This window comes from Pontibacter cellulosilyticus (genome assembly GCF_014306105.1).
Lineage (GTDB): Bacteria > Bacteroidota > Bacteroidia > Cytophagales > Hymenobacteraceae > Pontibacter > Pontibacter cellulosilyticus.
Genome location: NZ_JACRVF010000004.1, coordinates 1 through 23,324 on the forward strand (window position 1 = coordinate 1; position 23,324 = coordinate 23,324).

Consider the following 23,324-nt stretch of genomic DNA (forward strand, 5'->3'; position numbering starts at 1 on the left):
GCTATTACACCATCAATGTGTCTGTCAGATCCCGGCCTCTTGCTGCCCTCCCCGAAAGGAAGGGCGAATCAATTTCCTTACTTAATTATGCTATCTGTCTCTTGCAATCTCTCAAAGAACTTGCCAAGGAACTACTTTCCTTGCCTGAGCGCCGCACCCGGCGCTTGTTGTTTCTCAACCCCTTTTGAGCCGTTCACTCGTTTGCGGGGTGCAAAGCTCGGAAATCTTTTCCGGTTTGCCAAAACTTTTTTCAATCTTTTTTTTCTCTCTTTCGCCTCCGAGCTGCTCTCTTCGGCGGGCTGCAAAGGTAAGAACTTTTTCTCTATCCGCAGCAATCTTTTCTCAATCTTTTTTCCGGCCTTTTCTCCGAGGAACGCCTCTTCGTTTTTCGCCGCCGGCCCTCTTTCAGAACCGGGATGCAAAGGTAAGAAGAGTTTCGGAAACCGCAAACTTTATTTCAAGTTTTTTTTCGGCCGCTTCTCAGAGGAAAACCGCCTTCCAAAGCAGCCAGGCCGCCTTTTCAAGCACTTACCCTTCAGTCTCACGAACCCGTCCCTGCCGAACCGGGATGCAAAGGTAACAAAGGTTTCCCGACTTGCAAGCACCGGCTAAACTAATATCTTTACTATTTCAGCAACCTGTTGATTTTGAGGCTAATTATTTTTGATTTTATTTTTCAGGCTGCTCTTACTTCCGCGGCTGATAACTAACAGCTGTTATACTTGCCGAAGTTCCCGCTATGCCTGCTTTGTTTTAGCTACTATATACTATAGTATACTCTGCCTCTCTTCCTTTTCTACAGCGCCGTCTATTACCCCGTTTGCATAATCCTGAAGATAGCTATATCTCTCTGTCAGTTTTCCTCCTTTAGCAATTGTAGCTCTCTCTAACACTCCATCCTTATCACCATTAAAGTAGTGCGGAAACACATGGTCTATTAAATGCCGGCCAAACTCTCTGGATGCATTTCTGGGAAGTTCGCAAGGCAGGTTATCTACGGCCATTATAGTTATGTTGTCTTTTCGGCTGTAGGGTGCCTCCAGTTCACCTGTCTCCGGATTATAATCATATGCCGGATCAGGAATAGTTGTGGCACGTTTGGTAGTAGGTATAGAACCATCCACGTCGCAGGTAATATCTGCTATGGTATCAATCTTGAAATCTGGCTGGCGAGTATCTTCTTCAGTAAAGAGTTTCGGAGCGCGCGGGTCCCAGTAGGCACAGGCCATTAGCAAATCGGTTACTTTGGTAAATTTTCGGAAAGTGCTTTGATACAGTTCTGGGTGTGCATAGAAGTCCGGCGAGTCCCAAACTTCCACGTCTGGTCTGGCATTGTAATCTCCGGATCGAAGTTGTGCATACACAGGCTCTGTGAACTGCTTATATAAGAAGTCGAACACACTTACCTTCCGGATACCCATGTTATCTAATACTTCCATGGCTCCGCCTGCTACACGTCCTCCGCCTGTAACGGCTATTTTAATAGGTGGCAGCTTCACTTTAAAGTACTCCTCTTCCATATCCTCCATCTCGTGGCACAGGTAAGCCGGCCTCAGATCGAAGAGTCTATGCTTTTTACCATAGGTCAGCAGCGCATTATAAGCTCCAACAATACCGGCATAATAACCAAAGGCTACCAACCGCTGGCCTTCCGGAGTAGTTAGCGTTTCATAATCTATCAGCGTGATATTTTTATCAAGTATAGCACGCAGGAGTTTGGCGTTGTGCGGCTGCTTCTTAATAGTATGGGAGAAGAAGAAGTATGTTTTGTTTGGAATGAGCTGCTCGATCGGCACTTCTTTTACCCCCATCAGCACTTCGCAGTCGCTTAGGTCTTCCTGCATCGGAATGTGCAGCTCTTCATACTCTGCATCTGTAAAGCACCGGATATCGCTTGGCTGCACTACAATGTCCAGGTCAGGGAACTCCTGCAAGGCCTCCACACACTTTTTAGGCGTTAGTGGCACACGTTTATCTACAGGTATTTTACCTTCTTTTATAACACCGACTTTAAGCTTGCTCATGGATGGTATACTCTTGAATTGTTAAGCTGATTTTTTTGTTAGGCTGAAGTAAACAAAAGAGCTATCGAAGGCATTATATTTATAGTTAGCGAACCACCTGCGCCTACACCTATTATATATAGGTATAGATGATTAAGACCTAACTATTTAGCCTTGATGCTTCAATATAAGAAACATTTACTATTACTTTGCAGAAAATAAGACGCTGGCGCCGATTTGCTGGCCCGTTAAATTGCTAAACCCATTATTCCCAGTCTATAGATCATTGTTATGATATTTAAAACCAAACCTGCAGACGTGTTTAAGGAGCGCCACAATGGCCCTGACAAAGAGCAGATGCAGGACATGCTTAAGACCATCGGGGTAGACTCGCTGGACCAACTGATTGATGAGACCGTACCGGCCGCCATCCGTTTAAAGAGACCTTTAGATCTGCCAGCAGCTCTGACAGAGACTGAGTTCCTAAACCAGTTCTCGCAGATCGCGAAGCAGAACAAAGTATACAAGTCGTACATCGGCTTGGGTTATAATGACACAATTATGCCTCCGGTTATACTTCGTAACATTATGGAGAACCCGGGTTGGTATACTGCCTATACTCCTTACCAGGCTGAAATTGCGCAGGGTCGCTTAGAGGCGCTGATCAATTACCAGACAATGGTAATGGACCTGACAGGTATGGAGATCGCCAACGCATCGTTGCTGGACGAAGGTACTGCTGCTGCTGAGGCAATGGGAATGTTCTATGCAAACCGCAAAGGCGCACGCAAGAACGCAAACCGCTTCTTTGTATCTGACCTGGTGTTGCCACAGACGATAGATATTCTTGCTTCGCGCGCTACGCCAATCGGAATTGAGTTAGTAATCGGCGATCACCGTGAGGTTGATTTCTCTGACGAGACCTTATTTGGTGCTCTGGTGCAGTACCCTGCTGCCGACGGTGCCATTTTTGATTATACTGACTTTATCGCGAAGGCGCATGAGCAGGAGATGTTTGTAGCTGTTGCTGCCGATATCCTTTCGCTTACTTTATTAACACCTCCGGGTGAGATGGGTGCTGATGCTGTAGTTGGTACTACACAGCGTTTTGGTGTGCCGATGGGCTTTGGTGGTCCACATGCTGGTTACTTTGCTACAAAGGATTCCTTTAAGCGTGTGATCCCGGGCCGTATTATTGGTATTTCTGTAGATGCAGCTGGCAACAAGGCTTACCGTATGGCTCTGCAGACACGTGAGCAGCACATCCGCCGCGAAAAAGCTACTTCTAACATCTGTACTGCACAGGTACTGTTGGCAGTTATCGCAGGTATGTACGCAGTTTACCATGGCCCACGTCGCCTGAAGTATATCGGCCTTAACACGCATGCCTTAGCGCAGCAGCTAGAAAATGGCCTAAAAGCATTAGGATTTGAGCAGCAGAACGAGCAGTACTTTGATACGCTGAAGATCGCTGTTGAAAGTGCCGACATGCAGCAGGCTATACGTACCGAAGCTGAGGCAGCGGGTATCAACTTCCGTTACTTCGGTGAGAATAATATCGGTATCTCACTTCACCAGAACACGAACCTGGCAGATGTAAAAGCTATACTTGCTGTATTTGCGAAAGTGGCTGGTAAATCTGCGGATGTATTAAGTATAGATGCCTTACCAGAAGATACTGAAATCACCTGGTCAGATAAACTGATTCGTACAAGTGAGTACCTGACGCACGAAGTGTTTAACAAGCACCACTCTGAGCACGAGATCCTGCGTTACATGAAGCACCTGGAGAACAAAGACATTTCTCTTGTTCACTCGATGATCTCCCTGGGCTCATGTACCATGAAGCTGAACGCTACTGCCGAGATGATCCCGGTTACATGGCCAGAGATAGGGCAGTTACACCCATTCGCTCCTGCTGACCAGACAAAAGGTTACGCCCAGATCTTTAAGGACCTAGAAGCTTGGTTGTGTGAGATTACTCGTTTCGATGCGGTGTCGTTGCAGCCTAACTCTGGTGCACAGGGCGAGTATGCTGGCCTGATGGTTATCCGGGCGTATCATGAGTCACGCGGCGATCATCACCGTAACATTTCCCTGATTCCATCTTCGGCACACGGTACTAACCCAGCTTCTGCGGTAATGGCCGGCATGAAAGTGGTGATCGTGAAGTGCGACGAGAAAGGCAACATTGATGTAGTTGACTTGCGCGCTAAGGCTGAGCAGTATAAGAATGAGCTGTCTTGCTTAATGGTGACCTACCCATCTACACATGGTGTTTATGAGGAGAGCATCATCGAGATCTGCCAGATCATACATGACAACGGTGGCCGTGTTTACATGGACGGTGCCAACATGAACGCTCAGGTAGGTCTTACTTCTCCGGCACACATTGGTGCTGACGTTTGCCACCTGAACCTGCACAAGACTTTCTGTATCCCTCACGGTGGTGGTGGTCCTGGCATGGGCCCAATCGGTGTGGTAAAAGACCTGGCCCCGTTCCTGCCTGGTCACGCTGTAGTTGACCTGGGTCGTAAAGATGCTATCAATGCAATATCTGCTGCGCCTTGGGGTTCTGCATCTATCCTGCCTATTTCTTATGCTTATATAGCTATGATGGGTGGCGAAGGCTTAACAGAAGCTACGAAGGTTGCTATCCTTAATGCGAACTACATGAAAGCGCGCCTAGAGAAGCACTACCCTGTACTTTATGTAGGTGCTAATGGCCGTTGTGCGCACGAGATGATCCTTGATTGCCGTGAGTTCAAAAAGTATGGCGTAGAGGTAGAAGATATTGCGAAGCGTCTGATGGACTACGGTTTCCATGCGCCTACGGTATCGTTCCCGGTAGCGGGTACGCTAATGGTAGAGCCAACTGAGTCTGAAGCACAGGAAGAGCTGGATAGATTCTGCGATGTGATGATCTCGATCCGTGAGGAAATACGTGAGATCGAAGCTGGCAAAGCTGACCAGAAGAACAACGTGCTGAAGAATGCGCCGCATACGCTGAAAGTAGTAATGGTAGAGAACTGGGAGAGACCTTACTCTCGTGAGAAAGCTGTGTTCCCAATGCCATTCCTGCGCGACAATAAAATGTGGCCAACTGTTAGCCGCATCGACAGCGCGTATGGCGACCGTAACCTGGTTTGCTCTTGTGCTCCAATTGAAGCTTACAATGAGAATGGAAACGAGATGGTAGCTATCGGCTAATCCACTCCTGACTTATACTTTAAAAGCCTGATCCTCGCGGTCAGGCTTTTTTATTTACACACCAGCAAAATGTCCATCCACTAAACTAAAAGAGGGTGTGCCCAATAAAGACATGCCTCTTAAAGAAAGCTCTACAGCCGCCCCGTATAAATTAATACATGTTAATACAAACCTTAAAACCTTTAAAACTATGAAGAAAGCTACAACACAAGCACAGCTGCTCTTGTTGGGGCTGTGCTTTCTAATTTTAGGCTGTGCACCTACCGTTGATGTAAACACAGACTACGCACAGGATGCCAACTTTAGCCAATACCAAACCTTTAGCTTTTACCAGGAGCAACCAACTGAAGCAAGAGCAACTTCTGGCAACTATGACACTATGCTTGACCAGCGACTAAAATCAGCCATTCGTCAATCTTTAGGAGCACAGGGGTTAAATTATGATGCCAGCAACCCGGATCTTAAAGTTGCATATGACGTGGCCGTTGATACTGAGACGGAAGTAAATACGAACTATGCATACCCCCGTGGCTTTGGCTATGGCTATAGCTACTGGTATGGCTATCGTTATAACTATGGCTTTAACCGATTTCCAGCTACCTATAAAACTATCAACCAGTACAAACAAGGCACAGTGGTAGTCGACTTAGTTGACACTGATACCAATGAACTGGTTTGGAGAGGTGTAGGAGAGGCACCTGTAGATATGGCAGGCAGCATTACCCAAGAGAGCATCAATACAATTGTCAGTGATATTCTTAAAAAATACCCTCCTTCAGGTAAATAATCACACTTTTCTTATTTAGCCGCACCAGGTATCCTTCATTATATTATAAATGGAGGATACCTTTTTTATTTTATAGACTTGCTTCGCCTCACCTAGACTGTTCAAAGAACCAAGGACAATCCCCCAATCTAGATGAAAGTAAACTGTAATCACTATACCTACAACTCTATAATGTAGTATTACCCACAATCATCACCACAAATCTTGATTTATAGTCAGTTGAAAGATTAAATTTTCAATTAAAGTAAAATTTTTATGAAAAAATTTAATTTCAAAAAGTTATACTATAACACCAACAAAAGTAGCTTTAACTCGTAACACAGCAAACACTAACCACAAAAGTACAATTCGCATAACACATCATAGCATTTTACGAAGTATGCTTTAAACAAAATATATAAAGCATGCTATGTAATTATGATTTGCTTTTATACCTTTGTGCCGTCAAAACAAAAACCTGAACAATAACAATATTAGGTATGAAGAAATTGCTAACTGCGACACTTACTTTAGTAGTTATACTAGTAATCAGCGCGCAGGCGTCTGCACAGGTTGCAACATTTAATAGCTTATCACTTCATTTTTCTAATACTATACTAACCACTGCCCAATACCAGCAGGTACTGGAAGGCACAAAACCTAATAAACAGATCGTTGAAGATACTCCTGGTAAACAAGCTTTGGTTGCCTTACCTGCTACAGGCTATGCGTTTGGAGACAATACACTAAGCGAGCCTGCAGAAATACTGGCTACTCCTGTGTCAGAGGCAGAACCAATGGCTATAGCACTTGACAACTGGATAAACAAAGAGCTTGCCTTGCAACAGCCAAAGCGCCGCGGCAAAAACTAGCTTTCAGCCTTTCTAAGCTATACTAAACAAACCCCGTTTCCCGTTGTTTAGCCGTAAACTCTCTTGCAGCGTATAGCTACCCAAGAGAGCACCTACAGCTAAAACTATGACGTTACTTTTACACACTCCTCTAATTAAGGTTAAAGCAACGATTTTACTTCTGACCATACTTCTCTTCGCAGGTTGCGCACCTATTATATCAGTACAAACCACTTTTGATCCTTCTGTAAATTTTAAAGTATACCAAACGTTCATGTGGCATCCGGCTGAAGTGCCGGCGCCAAAGCAAGGCAGCAGCGGCCCACTTTACAGCACGTTACTCGATCAGCGCGTTAAAGAAGCCATTGCCAGCGAACTGGTTAAGAATGGAATAACCCCAGACGCAGACAACCCCGGATTGATAGTTGCCTACGACATTGCCATAGAGCCTACCCAGGAAATGGTCAGTATTAATTTAGAGAACACCAACTTTGGCTATGGTTACAGCTATTGGTATGGCTACAGGTACAGATACGACGGAGACGGCCTGCAGAACTTTAAGAACATCGGAACTTACAAACCAGGCTCACTTGTGGTAGACCTGATAGACCGCAACACAAACCGCGTAGTATGGCGAGGTGCCTTAGATGCAGGCATAGACCCGGTAACGATAGACATTGATAAAATAAGCAGGTCTGTTGCCAGGGTTATGTCGCAGTTCCCTCCTGTGCCTAGCACTGTGCGGTAAAGTATAAAGGCACCTACAATTTATAACTTAGGTTAAGACCAACATAGTAATTTCGATCAGGGGCTGGTTGGTAAAAGCGGCCACCAAATGCATTTAAATCATTGCCCAAGCTATACTTCTTATCGGTAAGGTTATCTACGCCTCCAAAAACCTCTAGCCCAAACTTACTCCCCAAGCTGCGTTTTATGCCGGCCCGTGCGCCAAGTATAAAATAGCTATCCGCATAAACAGTGTTCTCATCGTTCAGCGGCAACTCATCTACGTAATTTGATGTCAAGTTAACATATAAGCCAATTTTAGTAGTTACGTCCAAACCTGCGGCAGCTACATGTGGCGCTACACCTGTAAGTTGGTTTCCGGAGAGATCTTCCTCATCTTTCTGGTAGTCTTTAAACCGGAAGTGGCTGTAAGTATAGCTGCTCCATAGTTTAACAGAGCTTAACTGCTGCTCAGGCTGCTCCAGCAAAGTATAGGCAGCGTTTAGTTCAAGCCCTTTCTGACTGGTGGAGCCCACATTACGGAATACCGCTACACTCGACACATCCTGCCGGCTCACAATCGTCTCCTTCAGTCTGAAGTAAAAGCCTACCACATCGAAACTTAACTTACCGGCGAAACCACGAATGCCAGCTTCGTAGTTTGTGCCCTTCTCTGCTTCCAGTTCTTCGTTCAGGGTGCCATCTGAGGTCAGGATCTCTTCTTCGGTGGGAGGAGAGAAGCCGGAGCTTATACTTGCATGTGCCGATATCTTATCATTTAGCCGCTTAAGCAATGCCACTCTTGGCGAAAGCACTGCCTCGAAATCGCGGTTATACTTATAGTTGCCGCTGCTTACCTGCTGCAGTCTGGTTATTTCATACTTTGTATCATTCAGGCTAAGCGCAGCAGTGGCGATAATGGAGGCCGGCAACTCAAACTCGGCCTGCGCAAAGGCAAAACCTGTTTTAGCCACAACCTCGTCGTCTGTTCGGAGACTGCCGGGAGTGCCACTGTTATTATCGTAAGTACGGGCCACTTCAAAACCCCTCTGGAATTCGGCGCCTAAGGTAAAGGTTGATCTTATGCTTCCTAAATTAGCGGTATAGGCAAAGCTGCTGCGTGCGCCAATTTCCTGGTTTGTATTGCGTTCGTAATCGGTGTTAAACGGGTTATCCTTGAACTTGTGCAGGCCATACACTGCTGTAGTATTGCGGAGGTAATCATTGAATCTGTATTCCTGCTTCAGGCCCACATTTATACCTTCCAGATCAATCGAGGCATTTTGCTTTACACTGCCAAACTGCCCTCCGCGCACCTGTCTTGGGTTTTCTTGGTACTGCTCCAAGGTTAAGCCACCCGGTAGCTCATAGTATAAATCAGAATAGATTAGATTGGCGCTGATTGTGCGTTTTTCAGAGGGCGTGAATTCAGAGGAGATGAGCAGCACATCACGGTCCACGGCCGACTGCTCGCGGTAGCCATCGTAGAGCTGCTTGGTGTACTGCACCAGTATGCTGCTATTTTCTGTGCCTATACTTGCCGCGGCTGTATGTTTCCGGAACCCATAAGAGCCAACAATGGTGTTGAACTGCAGTGATCTTTCGCCGGGAGCGGCTCTGCGCGGTTCCAGCAGCACCGTACCCCCTGTACCTGCCCCGTAAATACTGGCAGTAGGGCCTTTCAATATCTCTATTCCTCCGATGTTAGCTGCATCCAACAGGTTTAAGGCCGTAGTACCGTTAGCCTCTGTAAACGGAATGCCATCAAAGTATACTTTCACGTTCCGAATGCCATAGGGCGAGCGTAGCGTACTGCCCCTGATGGATAGCCTATAGCTTGCAGGGGCTCTTTCTTCCATACGTACCCCAGGCACTGTATTCACAGCCCTTACTACAGAGCTTTCGTCAAACCTTTCTATACTTGCCCTGTCAATTATACTTATAGCACCGGCGGTTTCAAGCAGAGGTCGATTGCTTTCGTAGCCTGTAATGGTTACCTCCTGTAGCTTGGCGGCACCTGGCTCTAATAATATCCTTAGCTCCTGATCCGAAACTGGCAGTTTTATACGTTGCAGTTTGTAGCCGATCATACTAAAGATAAGCTGCTCCGCACTAAAAGAGGTTGCCAAGCTAAAAGAGCCGTCTGCTGAAGTATAAGTCTGGTCTCCTGCATCTGTTGCTATGGTTACGCCTTCTAAAGGTAAAGCGGTAGCCGCATCGAGTACAGTTCCACGTAAAACGTTTTGCCCAAAAAGCAGCTGAGGCAGGAGCAACAGAAAAGTATAGATTAGTAGTTTTAGTCTCATAGTAAGGGTAATCATGCAATGAAAACGGAGATGCAGCTCTAAAGTTTAACTGATGCCATGCCTCTATGCTAGCTTTGGCCTCCTCCGTAACAAAACCCATCTGCTGCTTGTATTATTTCATAGTACAACACGGCGCCTTGCCTAACTACAAATTTAGCTTATACTATGAAAACAACTACCTCGCTACTTGCCACAGCTTTGCTATTAGCACCAGTCCTAGCCTTCGCACAAGATACCAAAAAGCCTATCTCTGCCTCCATAGAAGGAAACATTTTTAAACCGGCCAAAGTACCTGCCACCGATGAACACGTGCGCCAGCTTAAAGTGCCCACAGGATTTACCATTACAAAGTTTGCCGAAAACCTCAATAAGCCCCGCATGCTGGCTGTGCACACCGATGGCACCGTGTATGTAACCGACCGCGACAAAGGCACCGTAACCATGCTCCGCGACACGAACAAAGACGGGAAGTCTGATCAGCAAAAGGTTGTGGCCACCAAAGAAGGAATGCATGGTATTGCGCTACGTAATAATAAAGCCTACCTCGTAACGGTAAACGAGGTATATACTGCCGACATCAACAAAGATGGCACATTAGGCCAGCTAAAAATGATTGCTGACAAACTCCCAGATGGCGGACAGCATGCAAACCGCACCATCGAGTTTGGACCGGATGGAATGCTATACTTATCGGTGGGCAGCACCTGCAATGCCTGCAAAGAAACAAGTAAAGAGAGTGCTACTGTTTTACAGATGAAGCCCGATGGATCAAGCAGACGCGTTTTTGCAAAAGGGCTTCGAAACACTATCGGGTTTGACTGGCATCCGCAAACAAAAGAACTCTACGGCTTTGATCACGGCATAGACTGGCTTGGAGACAACACGCAGGAAGAAGAGCTAAACAAGCTAGAGGACGGAGGTGACTATGGCTGGCCATATGTGTTTGAGAACGGCAAGCCAAACTTAGCCGACGAACCACCTATGGGCATGACCTGGGAAGAATATGCCAAGAAAACTAAGTTCCCGGTTCTAACCTATACTGCTCATAGCGCTCCCCTTGATATGATCTTTTACAAAGGCAATCAGTTTCCTAAGGATTATCAGGGAGATGCTATTGTAACCCTACACGGCTCCTGGAACCGCAAAGAGCCATCTGGCTACAAAGTGGTGCGCGTGCGGTTCGAGAATGGCAAACCAACCAAAGTAGAAGATTTGGTTACCGGCTTTCTGATGAATGAGGGCAAAGAGCAGTTTGGCAGAGTGGTGGGGCTTGCACATCACCAGGACGGTTCCATTCTTATTTCTGATGACGCTAATGGCATAGTATACCGTTTAGCATACACTGGCAAGAAATAGGTTCATAAAAGTATAAGTATAGCCGGCTGCCGCAACAACTGGCTATACTTATACTTGCTGTAAGGCCATAAAAAAAGCTCCGACAGAGACTGCGGAGCCTTTCCAAACTATGAAAGCTAATGAGAATCTTTATATCAATTAATTGATAATTTTGAATTCAGTTCGTCGGTTAAGCTGGTGATCTTCTTCAGAGCACTCTACGCCATCAGCGCAGCCATTAACCAACTTCGATTTGCCGTAGCCTTTAGCAGTTAACCTGCCTCTATCTATACCCTGCGACACAAGGTAATCTACAGCTGCTTTTGCTCTACGCTCTGATAGCACGTTGTTGTACTTAACACTCTCGCGGCTATCGGTATGCGAGCTCATTTCTATTTTTACTTTAGGGTTACTTTTCAGCACCGCTACCAGCTTGTCAAGTTCAGTGGCGGCGTCTGGTCTAATATCCCACTTATCTAAATCGTAGTAGATGTTTTCCAGTACAATAGCTCTGTTTACCTCGTTCTTATCGAACAGCATGGCTATTTGCACTGTGTCTCCGGCGGTGGCAGGCACTTCAGCCGATATCTTCTGCGTCAGGTAACCGTCTTTGGTGCCAAGCAGCGTGTAGGCATCGCCTCTGCGGCCATCCATAAAGTACTGCCCCCTCTCATTTGTGATAACCACCGAGCTATCATTTAGGTTCTTTTGGGCTACAAGAATTTTTGTACCTGGCAGTGGCACTTCAATATTGCGCTTTTCTTCGTTCTGCTTGCGCTCCAGCGTAATCAACTGAATTACAACAGGGCGCTGCAGCATCTTAAAGGAATAAATGTCTTCTGTGCCGTTTTCAGAGTCGCGGTTAGAAGAGAAAAGACCTTCTTCTCCGGCTTTGGTAAACATGATGCCATAGTCATTTTTGGCTGAGTTGATAGGCGCACCCACGTTTCTTACTTTAGTCCAGGCGGCATGTGCTCCTTCTGCCTCAAACATATCCAGTCCGCCAAAACCCATGTGCCCGTCTGATGCAAAGTATAATTTACCGTCTGCATCTACATAAGGGAAGCTTTCGCGGGCAGCAGTGTTTATAGTTGGACCTGCATTTACAGGTTTGCCCCAGCTGCCATCGGCCTGTTTTGTACTATAAAAGATATCCGTATCTCCCAGGGTGCCTTCCATGTCAGAGGCAAAGTATAAAGTTTTGCCATCCGGAGAGATTGCCGGGTGCCCCACAGAGTACTCCTCCACCTTATTATAGGCGAAAGGCTTGATGTTGGCCCATACATTACCCTGTTTCTCAGCAGTGAATATTTCCAGTCGGTTTACAAACTCTTTTACGACAGGTTCTTTGATCCAGCTTGTAGGATCTGAGTTGCCTGGCTTACGCTTAGGTACCATGTGTGTTCTGGTAAAGTACAGCATTTTGCCGTTTTCTGCTGCAGAGGCAGTGGCATTGTGGTACTCTGAGTTTATTACCTCTTCCAGAGCTTTAGGAGCTCCCCAGCTACCTGCTTCGTCCTGCTGAGCAGTAAACAACTGCAGGTAAGGACGGCCTGTCCAGCCATACACATCTGCTTTTCGACTATCTGCAAGGCCTCTATCGGAAGTAAAGATAATTTGGTTGCCATACTGCATTGGGCTAAAATCGGAAAACCCGCCCATGTTTATACTTTCTACTGGTGATACCACGGCAGCAGCCGGTTTACTGGCCCACACCATGGCTCTTTCGCAGGCAGCAATTAGCTCGTTTGCTTTTTCGTTTTTCTCGGGCATTGCCTTGGCCCACAGGCCATAGTTGGCTTTTGCCTCTTCATACTTGCCGTTGCTGTGTAGCGCTTCTGCGTAGTGGTACAGGCTCATTGGGTCGTGGCCTTCTTTCTGTACCACCCTGGCATACCACTCTTCGGCCTTCTGGTTCTGGCGCGTCAGACGATAGGCATCTGCTATACGCTGCATGGTGCTCAGGTCCGGGTCTTTTTTCTGTACAGCCACCTGGTAATTCTCCAGGGCCAGCGCAAACTCGTAGTTCTCGTACTGCTTGTTTGCCTTTTTCAGCTCTGTTTGCGCCTGGGCTGCAGTGCCCAGACCCATCATGGCCGCTATTACAAAGTATAAGGGTGTAGATTTATAGTTCATCGTATATAGGGCTTATGATTAAAAATACTGCGGCGTGATAATGCGGGTGTCTTTCTTTTTAAAGAAGTAGTAGCCAACAGAGATCTCGTGCGTGTTAACGCCTTTCATATCGTTAAGCATTTTATCGTAGGCATAGCCCAGACGCAGCGACCGGTGAATCTGCAGTTCAGCTATCAGCGCAACGGCAGTGCGCTTGTTGGTATACTTTAGGTCTGATTTGTTGTTGAAGATGTTCATGCTGGTACGGTAAGAACTGCCCAGCCACAGCTTGTCGCCTAACAGCACAAAAGCATTCAGGTCTACGTTGGCAGGCGCTTTAAAATCCTCCTTCACTAGCACGCTAGGCTTTACTTTAACAAAGTTGCCCATATCAAATACATAACCTGCTGTAAAATAGTAGTGGCGCTCTGGCTCTATGTACTGCATGTCTTTGAACTGCAGCAGATCCGAGGCTGAGAGGCCTGCATAAAAACGATCGGTGTGGAAGTATGCACCAACTTTAACGTCTGGCTTTATACTTGTCTCTTTACCGGCCGGTATTGTTGGGTCATCATCTATGCCGAGCTCGGTGCCATCCAGGGTATGCTGCACCAGGCCAGGCGCCAGACCCAGGCTAAAAATGCCTGTTTCGCTTACCTGCAGCTTTACCGCCAGGTTGGCATAAGCCGAGAACTGCGACTGCGCCCCGATCTTATCTCTTGTTAAACCTACGCCAACGCCTAGCCTGTTATTAGCTGCTATACCATCTATGGCAAGCGACTGGGTGGCAGGGGCCCCTTCGATGCCTGTCCACTGCGAACGGTGGAAGGCGTTGAAGTTTAGCACACCTTTACTACCCGTATAAGCCGGGTTGATGTTCATGCTATTGAAAATGTACTGCGAGTACTGTGGGTTTTGCTGGGCACTAGCTCCAAAGGCAAGCAGTAGGGCCAGCAGGGTGTAAAATAATCTCATTGTCTTTTCTTTATCTGTTGATAAGAATACTATTAGCGGAAGATGGTCACGTACCCGGTAAACACTTTGTCAGCTCCGTCACACATGGTCACGCTTACTTTGTAGAAGTAGGTGCCTTTTTCAAGCTTGTTACCGTTCCAGTCGTTCTGGTAATCGTCTTTCTTGTATACCTCTGATCCCCAGCGGTTAAAGATCACCACCTGGTTTTTAGGGTACTTCATAAGGTTTTCAATTACCCATGTGTCGTTTTTGCCGTCGCCGTTCGGGCTAAAGGCTTTCGGGAAGTTCAGGTCGCCAGCGATTTTTTCTTTGTCGATTGGCAGGCTTGTGGCAGGGCCATCGCAGGTGCCAGCGTTTGCTTTTACACTAACCTGACCGAATGCACTCGGATTATCCATTTTGACTGTGATGGTAGTAGTGCCTTGTCCTGATACAATGGTGAAGCCCGCTGGTACTGTCCAGGTATAGTCTGTGGCTCCTGGCACTGCATCCACTGTGTACTTCAGTCCGTCGCACAGCGAACTCATATCCTGAATGGCTACCGGTGCAGCTGGCGGAGTTGTTACACTCACATCCAATGTGCTGGCTTTACTGGTGCCGCAGTCGTTTGTAGCTGTTACACCTACCTTGCCTCCGGCTGCTCCTGCTTTTACAGTGATGCTTAGCGTACCCTGACCACTCACAATTGTCCAGCCTTGCGGCACTGTCCATTCATACTTGTCGCCTCCAGTTAGCACTGCTATACTGTAAGTCAGGTTTTCGGTGTTGGCGCAGGTAGCGTTAGGTCCTTCTATGGTGCCTGGTGCAGGTGGTACCGGTGCAGGCGCTACATCCAGTTTTGCAGTTGCTCCAGCGCCACACTCGTTTGTGCCGGCTACTGTTACCTGACCTGCGTTCTGGCCAACTTCAACTTCTATTGTGCTGCTGCCTTGGCCGTTTTTTATCGTCCAACCGGCAGGCACTGTCCAGGTATATCCTGTGGCTCCTGTTACACCTGCCACATTGTAGGTAAGTACTGTGCCCGGGCACGAGCCGTGGCTACCGTTAATTGTAAGTGGAGCAGGCGGTGTGTTATTTATACTTGGCTTATATACAGCTGCTGCGCTAGAACCACAATCATTGTTTGCAGTTACGGTTATGTCGCCGGTGCTTGTACCTGATTTTACTTTGATGGTAGCTGTACCCTGTCCGCTTTCGATTACCCATCCTGCCGGTAACTTCCAAGTATAACCTGTTGCACCATCTACCGGGGTAACAGAGTAAGTAAGATCTCCTGTGTTACCGCATATTGCTGATGGGCCACTGATAGCATCAGGCGTTGCAGGAGGTGTTTTAGTAGTGATGGTAACCGTTGCAGCTTCGCTTGTAAAGCACTTGTTGCTTCCTTTTACTGATAGTGTACCACCGTTGGCACCTACTTTTACAGTTACCTTTTTGCCATCCTGACCGCTTACTATCTTAACATCACCTGTAGCACTCCACTGATAGTTACCATCGTCCAGGCCTGATGCAGTATAAGTAAGCCCTTCGCTGTTCATACAAACGCTTGTGCTTCCTTCTATACTTGGGGCCGGAGGCGTTGAGGTAACAATAACCTCTTTCTCTACTGTGTAAACATTACCACACATATCGGTTACGGTGGCTATTACTTTACCAGTTGCACTGCCGATGTTTACAGTTATTGAGTTACCTGAACGAGATACCTCTGTTAAGCCGCCTGTTAACTGGAAGTTGTATGTAGCACCCTGCACGGCAGTAACAGTGTAAGTTACGTTAGCTGTTTCAGCGCATTGTGCGGCACCTCCATCTATTGCCAGTGTTGGCACAGGGCATGTTACTTCAATTGGTTCAGGGTCTGTGTTGTTACCTGGGTTCGGGTCCGGAGTAGTTGTGCCTACACTAGCCGTGTTGATGATCTGGCCTACCCCAATGATTTTTGCCACAATAGTTAGCGTTGCTTTCTCATCTTTGGCCAGCGTTCCAACTGTGTAAATACCAGTTGCCGGGTCATATGCACCTTTGCTAACTGTAAAGCTTTGCAGTTCCAGTGTGGCTGGCAGCGATTCAGTTACTACTACATTCTCTGCAGCGTATGGTCCGTTGTTGGTGGTTACTATGGTATAGGTTACCGTGCCACCCAATAAGTATGGTGCGCCGCTGGCAGTTTTTACTATGCTAAGATCCGCTGAAACAACAGGCACTATAATCGGATCTTCGCCTTCGTTGTTGCCTGGCTTCGGATCCGGGTTGTTAGCTCCAACCTTTACCTTGTTTACAATGGTACCTCCAGCTAATATTTTAAAGGTAATCTTTAGTTCTGCCGTTTCGTTTATCTTCAGCTCATTAATCACCCACTCCTGTCTTACCGGATCATACGTGCCTGCGCTGGCGCTCTCTACACGTACAAACTCAAGTTCCGGAGGCATTACCTCGCTTACAATCACGTTTGTAGCTGTGCCTGGGCCAGCGTTGCTTACTGTTACAGTGTATGTAACTTCATCGCCTATTTTATACTCTCCCTCTGCTGCTACCTTGCCCACGCTTAGGTCGGCTATAATAATGTTAGGCAGGAATATGTTGTTGGTGTTAAGATTAACACAGCTCTTCAGCGATATTGCTCTGCCGATCAGGTTAACGCCAGGCTCTAGGGTGATGTTACCCTCTGAAATGATAGTACCCTGGAAACTGGTGGAGTTACCAAGGCTAACATTACCTTTTACAATCCAGAAGATGTTTTTTGGCTGCGCTCCGTTCTGCAGCAGCAAGCCTGTGCCAGGCGCAGGAGGATTAGGGGCAGGTGTAGTTAAGTTGCCATCGATGATGAAGATGAATTTTGAATTCACGTCACCGTTGCCATCCAAAACGATGATGCCATCCAGGTTAACGTCACCGCTGCTACGGTAAACTCCTGGAAAGCTTCCATTGGCTTTTAGACCTGCATCTGTGAAAGGCACAGCAGCTGTGCTCCGCCAGAAATCATAAACAGTTTTGGCGTCTTGCAGTGCCTCTGAGGCCAAGGGCACACCCAGAGACTTGGTGCCTTTTACAAGCAATAAGCCATTGTCTGTGAAAACTCCTTCAGGTGCCAGACCTACGTCTCCTGTAACACCCGTCGTTCCCGTGTTGCTTAAACAGCCTGTACCTAAAACTGCAAAAGTGCTAGATTTACCCAGGCCTGGTTCTGATTGCGCTATGCTAAGGGTGGTGCTGCCAATCAGAAAAAGGGTTAGTAGCAGTAAAATTTTATTCATATAGTTTAAGTAAAAGAAAATATAGTATATGTCTAATATATATAGATTCAACTATAGTTATTGAACATTTCCATTTACTTAAACTATTGTATTAAGTTATACTAAATTCAAAAAATCATATGAAAAGATATAAAAAATACAAAATATATTAAATAAGTAATATTATAATGCTTCAGCCATTCATATTGCAATTTTTAACTACAATTTTATGGTGGTGCAATTTTTTATTTGTTAGTGAATAATACTTTGCCAAAAACGGCCTTATTAAACGCAAATAAGGGTGGAATTCTGGTGTTTTAACGCTATTTGCAAAAGCAGAAATTATAGCTATAACAGAAAGCCATAGAAAATAGTACAATTATAAAAAAAGAGCCCCGTTGCGCTGTGGCAACGGGGCTCTTCTATCCTTTAAAATCACAATTATACATGCACATGTCGTTCTGCATGGTATGATGAGCGAACCAATGGCCCTGACTCTACATACTTTATTCCGCGTTTTAGACCTTCTTCTCTGTAATGCTCAAACAGGTCCGGGTGAATAAACTCGGCTACCTCTAAGTGCATCTTTGTAGGCTGCAGGTACTGTCCCAGCGTCAGGATATCACAGCCATTGGCAGCAAGATCGTCCATAGCTTGGTATACTTGCTCAGGTGTTTCACCTAACCCCAGCATGATACCTGTTTTAGTGCGCTTGCCATACTCTTTCGTACGCTTTATCTGCTCTAAACTACGGTCATACTTAGCCTGCGGGCGCACTTGGCGGTAAAGCTCTTTCACGGTTTCCATGTTATGCGACACCACTTCCTGCCCCGGCGAAATCATTGTGATCAGCGCATCCCAGTTTGCCTTCACATCCGGGATTAGGGATTCTATTGTAGTGCTCGGAGACAGCTCTTTAACCAGCCTTACCGTTTCGTGCCAGATGGCTGCGCCACGGTCTTTCAGTTCGTCGCGGTTAACGGAGGTAATAACGGCATGCTTAACGCCCATTAATTGGATGGCTTCTGCCACACGGCGCGGCTCATCCTCGTCGTACTCGTTTGGCCGGCCGGTAGCCACAGCACAGAACGAGCAACTGCGCGTACACACATTACCCAATATCATAAATGTAGCCGTGCCTGCACCCCAGCACTCTCCCATATTAGGGCAGTTACCGCTTTCGCAGATGGTGTGCAGTTTATACTCGTCTACTATACTTCTAACTTTTGCATATTCTTTTCCTACCGGCAGCTTTACACGAAGCCAGTTTGGCTTACGCGGCTTACCTAAAGCGTTTAGCCCTTCGGGTGTGGCGTTGGGCTGTATAACCGGAAGTGTAATCAAATCGTCCATGGTGCAAAGATAGGAAGTTATGCATTAAGAGTTTAGCCATTAGCTAAGATTTGTGCAGTCACATGGCGTAGCGGCACCCTCCCATAACAGGACTTATACTTGAAATGTTCTTTGAAGAGAAGTTATTTGCGGCGGCCGTAGTATAAATTAAGATATACTGAAGTAAAGAGTTGCTCATTTTCGGCCTGTGGTATAATTACCATCTCTTTCGGGAAGATCTCAACCATAAAACCAACCTCTATGCCGGCTATACTCTCGCGGTAACGGCCATACTCGAAGCTTAACCCGCCTTTGATATGTGCACCAAAGTTAACGTTGGCCTCGCCTAAGCCCTGAAATACAGATGCATTTCCTAAGATGTTCTCGAAGCTGCGGTGCCTCTGAGGATCGTAATGCTCAGTGCGAATGTCCTGCGAAGTTGGCCCGCCATAATTATAGCGGATATAATATGGTATCAGCAAACCAAGCGAAGGACCTGCACCGGCAATAGCATTTACCTGCACTCCAGACTCTGCGGCTTTCCTGAAAAGCACAAACTCGCGACCATAATGCGGACGCACTGCAAATAAATAATTTCGTTTGCCTGCAATAAACTGATCGCCTGTTTCGCTGAAAATCGGATTTTCTTTCGGATGCTTTACTTCCACTATCTCAAGGCCGCCAAACTGGTACATGCTTTCGCTCATGAAGTACACCGACCTGAAGAACACGCCTCCAATCAATCCTCCATTAGAGTTGATGTTTATGCCGTAGCTCAGTTCATTCTGAAAACTTTCGTCTTCTTCTGTTTGTGCAGTTGCCGGCAGGGCTACCCCAAAAGCAAGTACTAGTACAAGTGCAAGATATCTTACCACCCGATTATTGATTTATAGTTAGATAAAAGTAACTAAATTTACGCGGTATTCAAAACTATAGTTCACACCCTATGACAACGATAAAAAGCTCATATAAAGGCGACTTACGCACCTGTGCCACGCACGTTGCCTCTGCCAACACTATTATTACCGATGCCCCTGTAGATAACAATGGCAAAGGGGAGGCATTTTCACCGACCGATCTTGTTTGCGCCGCCTTGGGCAGCTGCATGATGACCATTATGGGTATTGCAGCAAACCGTTGCGGCATTGACATAGAGGGCATGGAGATCGAGACCAAAAAGATAATGGCCGCAGAGCCACGCCGTATTTCAGAGATTGTGCTAAACTTTAAAATGCCAGCCAACAGCTACTCCGCCAAGGATAGAGCTATACTGGAGAACGCAGCACGAACCTGCCCGGTTGCTTTAAGCCTGCACCCTGATATCAAACAGACAATCAGTTTCCAATACTAATTAGAAAGTAGCGGCATGGCGGGAAGTATAGCCCTGCTATGCCGTTATTTTTTTCTTAAGCGCATCCACACTTATACTTAGGTGTGAGGCATCGTAAGTGCACATGCCATCCTGCAAAAGCAGCAGCTGCGGTGATTGGTGCGTAACGTGCAGCACCTCCGCCACTTCGTTAGACACAGGCCTGTAGCTCAGCAAATCCAGGTAGTAAGGTTTCACGTGGTCAAGACCAGATCCCTGCCACTGGCGCTCCAGCCGGCTTTTAGCTGTGGAACTGATAGAGCAGGCTGTGCTATGCTTAAATATAACAACAGGAGTTTCTTTAGACTCCTGCAATACCTCATCGAGTTGTTCTATACTTGTAAGCGGATGCCAATTCATAGTATAATAATCTCTATTCTTTCTTAATGTTTAGTTAGAACGCTTCTTTTTCTTTTTTCTGTTAAAGAGTCGCTTTTTCTTTACCGGCTCACCGGCTTCGTTAAACTGGTACCGGGCTCTTTCGTCTTTCTTTTTTACCCTTTTACGGCCTGCTTCGCCTACCTTAAAAGTATAGGCATCCACGTTAAGGTGTGTGTCTTTGTACTGCGCTTCTACGGTATCGGCCTGCTTTAGAAACTTTTTGCGCTGCTGCTTGTGCTCCTCATTAGACTTGTGCTTTATCTGTGCAAAAGTAGGTGCTGTTGCTAACAGAAGCATTACTAAAAGGCAGCCGAGCCACTTGCCGGCATCCACAAAAACAGATTTCTTAAGATCACACATCATCAGGCTGTCCTAGCGTTTATACTGTTTTCAGCGTTGCTTGTTCTTATCGATTAAATATCCCGCCAAACAAGCCGCGCTTCTTTTGTACACGACCATTCTTATCCATGGGCACACTTACACCTTGCATACTTTGGCTGTTGGGCCCTTTTATACTAATCTTGCTGCTTTTGCCTGGGGGCTTTGGGCAACGCAGTATACCTTTATGCTGGCAGCTACCAAGTAGTATAAACATACTTAGCAGCGACAGTAGCAGGTAACGCTTGATATTAAGTACATGGTGCATAAGCAATAATTTTTTGTTTTAGTAGGAAAGCATAGCTTCTACCTTTTCGCGCAGGCGCTGCTTTGGCAAAAACTCCTGCTCGAGTGGCGGCGCAAACGGCACGGCTGTATCTAAGCTGGCAACACGCGCTACCGGTGCATCCAGCAACTCAAAGCAATGTTCGCTTATCCAGGCAGCTATTTCGCCGCCTATACCACCCGTCAAGGTATCTTCATGAAGAATAAGCGCTCTGCCCGTTTTTTCCACAGCGGCTCTAACAGCTTCTTTATCCCAAGGCAGCAGCGAACGCAGGTCCAGTATCTCCAGGCTTGCATCTGACAGTTCCTGCTGCAGTTGCTTGGCCCAGTGCACTCCCATTCCATACGTAATTATGGTAAGGTCTGTTCCTTCGGCTACCGTTCTGGCCTTGCCAATCTCTATAGTATAATAGTCATCCGGAATCTCTTGTGAGATAGAACGGTAAAGCAGCTTATGCTCGAAATACATCACCGGATTCGGGTCTTCCAAGGCGGCATTTAGCAAACCTTTGGCATCGTAAGGCGACGAAGGGTATACTACCTTTAAACCCGGAGTATGGAAGAACCAGGCTTCGTTGCTTTGCGAATGGAAAGGACCTGCTGCAGTACCCGCACCTGTTGGCATACGCACCAACACATCGGCATGCTGGCCCCAGCGGTAATGGCTCTTGGCAAGATTATTCACGATCTGGCTAAAGCCCGCACTCACGAAGTCTGCGAACTGCATCTCTACCATACTTTTCTGCCCGCGCACCGACATGCCCAAGCCAATGCCAAGTATAGCCGATTCGCACAGTGGGGTATTTCGTACGCGGTCCTTGCCGAATTTCTCAACAAAGCCTTCAGTAATTTTGAATACACCACCATACTCAGCAATATCCTGCCCCATCAGCACCAGTTCTGGGTAACGCTCCATACTTTGGCGCAACGCATCCGAAATGGCATCCACAAAACGTCGCTCTGTTTTTGCATCCGATGCAGGCTTTATCACCTCCTGGTCGAATGGCTTGTACATATCATCCAGCTCTTCCTGGTGATCAGCTACTGGCATTGGCGTAGAGAAAGCTGTTTGTAAACCGTCTTCTATCTCGGCTTTCAGCTCCTCTTTTATACTTTCCATTGTCTTCTGCGTCAGCACCAACTCATCCAGCAGGTAACGCTCAAAGTTCTCCACAGGGTCTTTCTTGGCCCATTTCTCAAACAGCTCCTGTGGCACATATTTGGTACCGCTAGCCTCTTCGTGGCCGCGCATCCTGAAGGTGATAGCCTCTATCAGCATTGGGCGCGGGTTCTTGCGAATACTGGCTGCTGCCTGGCGTACCGTATCGTATACTTCGATGATGTTGTTACCGTCTACTTGCAGTGCATCAATGCCATAGGCAGGGCCTTTATCTATAAACTGGTTAAATTTGAACTGCTCGCTGCTTGGCGTTGAAAGGCCATACCCGTTATTTTCGATCATGAAGATAACCGGCAATCCCCACACAGCCGCTACGTTCAGCGCCTCATGGAAATCGCCTTCGCTTGCACCACCGTCACCACTGAATACCAGCGTTACTTTCTCCTTCTTCTCCAGCAGATCAGCTAAAGCGATACCATCTGCCACAGCCAACTGCGGACCAAGGTGCGAGATCATGCCTACAATGTGGTGCTCGTTTGAGCCGAAGTGGAAGGAACGGTCGCGGCCTTTGGTAAAACCTGTAGTTTTGCCCTGGAACTGCGCAAACAGCCTATCCAGCGGAACTTCACGGCTTGTGAACACGCCCAGGTTGCGGTGCAGCGGCAGAATGTACTCGTCCTGCTCCAGCGCTAATGCCGAGCCTACTGATATTGCCTCTTGCCCAATACCCGAAAACCATTTGCTTATTTTACCCTGGCGCAGCAGCACGAGCATACGCTCTTCTATCATGCGGGGCTTCAGTATGGCTTTGTACAAGTTTAAAAGTTCGTCGTCGGAGTATTCTTTGCGATTATAGTTCATCTGAAAAAAAGGAAAACCTCGTTATAGTTAGGCAAGTTACTATATTAGGCATAGCAACAAAAGTTGCTGCTAATTTATACT

18 protein-coding genes are annotated in these 23,324 nt (G+C 46.8%); 7 read left to right on the plus strand and 11 right to left on the minus strand.

The annotated features are described in order from the left end of the window. On the plus strand, nt 1–612 hold a 612-nt coding region (locus tag H8S84_RS19995), incomplete at its 5' end, for a hypothetical protein (protein WP_222621660.1). 155 nt (nt 613–767) lie between these two features. Here H8S84_RS19995 and H8S84_RS13360 read toward each other — a convergent pair. Beyond that, the gene (locus H8S84_RS13360) at nt 768–2,024 is read right to left on the minus strand and encodes an NAD(P)-dependent oxidoreductase (RefSeq protein ID WP_187067866.1); all 1,257 of its coding nucleotides are present in this window, start codon (nt 2,022–2,024) and stop codon (nt 768–770) included. A gap of 270 nt (nt 2,025–2,294) precedes the next feature. Here H8S84_RS13360 and gcvP point away from each other — a divergent pair, with 270 nt between their 5' ends. The 4 genes from gcvP to H8S84_RS13380 all read left to right on the plus strand — a co-directional run bounded on the left by gcvP (nt 2,295) and on the right by H8S84_RS13380 (nt 7,578). Next, on the plus strand, nt 2,295–5,213 hold the full coding sequence (gene gcvP / locus H8S84_RS13365; RefSeq protein WP_187067867.1) for an aminomethyl-transferring glycine dehydrogenase: 2,919 nt from the start codon (nt 2,295–2,297) through the stop codon (nt 5,211–5,213). A 190-nt stretch (nt 5,214–5,403) separates the two neighbouring features. Then, nucleotides 5,404–6,000 carry a DUF4136 domain-containing protein gene (locus tag H8S84_RS13370; RefSeq protein ID WP_187067868.1) on the plus strand — a complete coding sequence of 199 codons (597 nt, stop codon included), beginning with the start codon at nt 5,404–5,406 and terminating at the stop codon, nt 5,998–6,000. Nucleotides 6,001–6,479: 479 nt separating this feature from the next. Further along, nucleotides 6,480–6,851: a hypothetical protein gene (locus tag H8S84_RS13375; RefSeq protein WP_187067869.1), complete on the plus strand. Its 372-nt coding sequence runs from the start codon at nt 6,480–6,482 to the stop codon at nt 6,849–6,851. Between the two features lie 106 nt (nt 6,852–6,957). Continuing rightward, the gene (locus tag H8S84_RS13380; protein ID WP_187067870.1) at nt 6,958–7,578 is read left to right on the plus strand and encodes a DUF4136 domain-containing protein; all 621 of its coding nucleotides are present in this window, start codon (nt 6,958–6,960) and stop codon (nt 7,576–7,578) included. Between the two features lie 13 nt (nt 7,579–7,591). On the opposite strand, the gene H8S84_RS13385 is transcribed toward H8S84_RS13380, so the two are convergent. Then, complete coding sequence (locus tag H8S84_RS13385) at nt 7,592–9,862, minus strand: TonB-dependent receptor (RefSeq protein WP_187067871.1); 2,271 nt, start codon at nt 9,860–9,862, stop codon at nt 7,592–7,594. A gap of 165 nt (nt 9,863–10,027) precedes the next feature. Between H8S84_RS13385 and H8S84_RS13390 the strand changes: the two genes are divergently transcribed. Next, nucleotides 10,028–11,218 carry a PQQ-dependent sugar dehydrogenase gene (locus H8S84_RS13390; RefSeq protein WP_187067872.1) on the plus strand — a complete coding sequence of 397 codons (1,191 nt, stop codon included), beginning with the start codon at nt 10,028–10,030 and terminating at the stop codon, nt 11,216–11,218. A gap of 138 nt (nt 11,219–11,356) precedes the next feature. Here the strand turns inward: H8S84_RS13390 and H8S84_RS13395 are convergent, their stop codons facing one another. The 5 genes from H8S84_RS13395 to H8S84_RS13415 form a co-directional block, all read right to left on the minus strand. Then, on the minus strand, nt 11,357–13,333 hold the full coding sequence (locus tag H8S84_RS13395; RefSeq protein WP_187067873.1) for an OmpA family protein: 1,977 nt from the start codon (nt 13,331–13,333) through the stop codon (nt 11,357–11,359). An 18-nt stretch (nt 13,334–13,351) separates the two neighbouring features. Beyond that, nucleotides 13,352–14,287, minus strand: a complete 936-nt coding sequence (locus H8S84_RS13400) for a PorP/SprF family type IX secretion system membrane protein (RefSeq protein WP_187067874.1) — start codon at nt 14,285–14,287, stop codon at nt 13,352–13,354. 32 nt (nt 14,288–14,319) lie between these two features. Further along, on the minus strand, nt 14,320–17,538 hold the full coding sequence (locus H8S84_RS13405) for an ice-binding family protein (protein ID WP_187067875.1): 3,219 nt from the start codon (nt 17,536–17,538) through the stop codon (nt 14,320–14,322). A gap of 420 nt (nt 17,539–17,958) precedes the next feature. Continuing rightward, nucleotides 17,959–18,861, minus strand: coding sequence for a lipoyl synthase (gene lipA, locus H8S84_RS13410; protein WP_394368000.1), 903 nt, complete (start codon nt 18,859–18,861; stop codon nt 17,959–17,961). Between the two features lie 131 nt (nt 18,862–18,992). Continuing rightward, nucleotides 18,993–19,724 carry a hypothetical protein gene (locus H8S84_RS13415; RefSeq protein ID WP_317175444.1) on the minus strand — a complete coding sequence of 244 codons (732 nt, stop codon included), beginning with the start codon at nt 19,722–19,724 and terminating at the stop codon, nt 18,993–18,995. 71 nt (nt 19,725–19,795) lie between these two features. Between H8S84_RS13415 and H8S84_RS13420 the strand changes: the two genes are divergently transcribed. Next, nucleotides 19,796–20,200 (plus strand): OsmC family protein, encoded by a 405-nt coding sequence (locus tag H8S84_RS13420; protein WP_187067876.1) that lies wholly within the window; start codon nt 19,796–19,798, stop codon nt 20,198–20,200. Nucleotides 20,201–20,236: 36 nt separating this feature from the next. On the opposite strand, the gene ytxJ is transcribed toward H8S84_RS13420, so the two are convergent. From ytxJ to H8S84_RS13440, 4 genes are all read right to left on the minus strand, one after another. Further along, on the minus strand, nt 20,237–20,578 hold the full coding sequence (ytxJ, locus tag H8S84_RS13425; RefSeq protein WP_187067877.1) for a bacillithiol system redox-active protein YtxJ: 342 nt from the start codon (nt 20,576–20,578) through the stop codon (nt 20,237–20,239). Nucleotides 20,579–20,608: 30 nt separating this feature from the next. Further along, a complete protein-coding gene (locus H8S84_RS13430; RefSeq protein WP_187067878.1) occupies nt 20,609–20,896 on the minus strand; it encodes a hypothetical protein in 288 nt (95 codons plus the stop codon). A 109-nt stretch (nt 20,897–21,005) separates the two neighbouring features. Further along, on the minus strand, nt 21,006–21,245 hold the full coding sequence (locus H8S84_RS13435; RefSeq protein WP_230407179.1) for a hypothetical protein: 240 nt from the start codon (nt 21,243–21,245) through the stop codon (nt 21,006–21,008). A gap of 18 nt (nt 21,246–21,263) precedes the next feature. Beyond that, nucleotides 21,264–23,243: an alpha-ketoacid dehydrogenase subunit alpha/beta gene (locus tag H8S84_RS13440; RefSeq protein ID WP_187067879.1), complete on the minus strand. Its 1,980-nt coding sequence runs from the start codon at nt 23,241–23,243 to the stop codon at nt 21,264–21,266. Between the last annotated feature and the right edge of the window lie 81 nt (nt 23,244–23,324).

Bases quoted from the DNA above. Each gene is read 5' to 3' on its own strand.
- ytxJ (WP_187067877.1), bottom strand. From the start codon at position 20,578: ATGAATTGGCATCCGCTTACAAGTATAGAACAACTCGATGAGGTATTG.
- H8S84_RS13395 (WP_187067873.1), bottom strand. From the start codon at position 13,333: ATGAACTATAAATCTACACCCTTATACTTTGTAATAGCGGCCATGATG.
- gcvP (WP_187067867.1), top strand. From the start codon at position 2,295: ATGATATTTAAAACCAAACCTGCAGACGTGTTTAAGGAGCGCCACAAT.
- H8S84_RS13420 (WP_187067876.1), top strand. From the start codon at position 19,796: ATGACAACGATAAAAAGCTCATATAAAGGCGACTTACGCACCTGTGCC.
- H8S84_RS13430 (WP_187067878.1), bottom strand. From the start codon at position 20,896: ATGCTTCTGTTAGCAACAGCACCTACTTTTGCACAGATAAAGCACAAG.
- H8S84_RS13405 (WP_187067875.1), bottom strand. From the start codon at position 17,538: ATGAATAAAATTTTACTGCTACTAACCCTTTTTCTGATTGGCAGCACC.
- H8S84_RS13370 (WP_187067868.1), top strand. From the start codon at position 5,404: ATGAAGAAAGCTACAACACAAGCACAGCTGCTCTTGTTGGGGCTGTGC.
- H8S84_RS13440 (WP_187067879.1), bottom strand. From the start codon at position 23,243: ATGAACTATAATCGCAAAGAATACTCCGACGACGAACTTTTAAACTTG.
- H8S84_RS13390 (WP_187067872.1), top strand. From the start codon at position 10,028: ATGAAAACAACTACCTCGCTACTTGCCACAGCTTTGCTATTAGCACCA.
- H8S84_RS13375 (WP_187067869.1), top strand. From the start codon at position 6,480: ATGAAGAAATTGCTAACTGCGACACTTACTTTAGTAGTTATACTAGTA.
- H8S84_RS13380 (WP_187067870.1), top strand. From the start codon at position 6,958: ATGACGTTACTTTTACACACTCCTCTAATTAAGGTTAAAGCAACGATT.
- H8S84_RS13385 (WP_187067871.1), bottom strand. From the start codon at position 9,862: ATGAGACTAAAACTACTAATCTATACTTTTCTGTTGCTCCTGCCTCAG.
- H8S84_RS13400 (WP_187067874.1), bottom strand. From the start codon at position 14,287: ATGAGATTATTTTACACCCTGCTGGCCCTACTGCTTGCCTTTGGAGCT.
- H8S84_RS13435 (WP_230407179.1), bottom strand. From the start codon at position 21,245: ATGCACCATGTACTTAATATCAAGCGTTACCTGCTACTGTCGCTGCTA.
- H8S84_RS13360 (WP_187067866.1), bottom strand. From the start codon at position 2,024: ATGAGCAAGCTTAAAGTCGGTGTTATAAAAGAAGGTAAAATACCTGTA.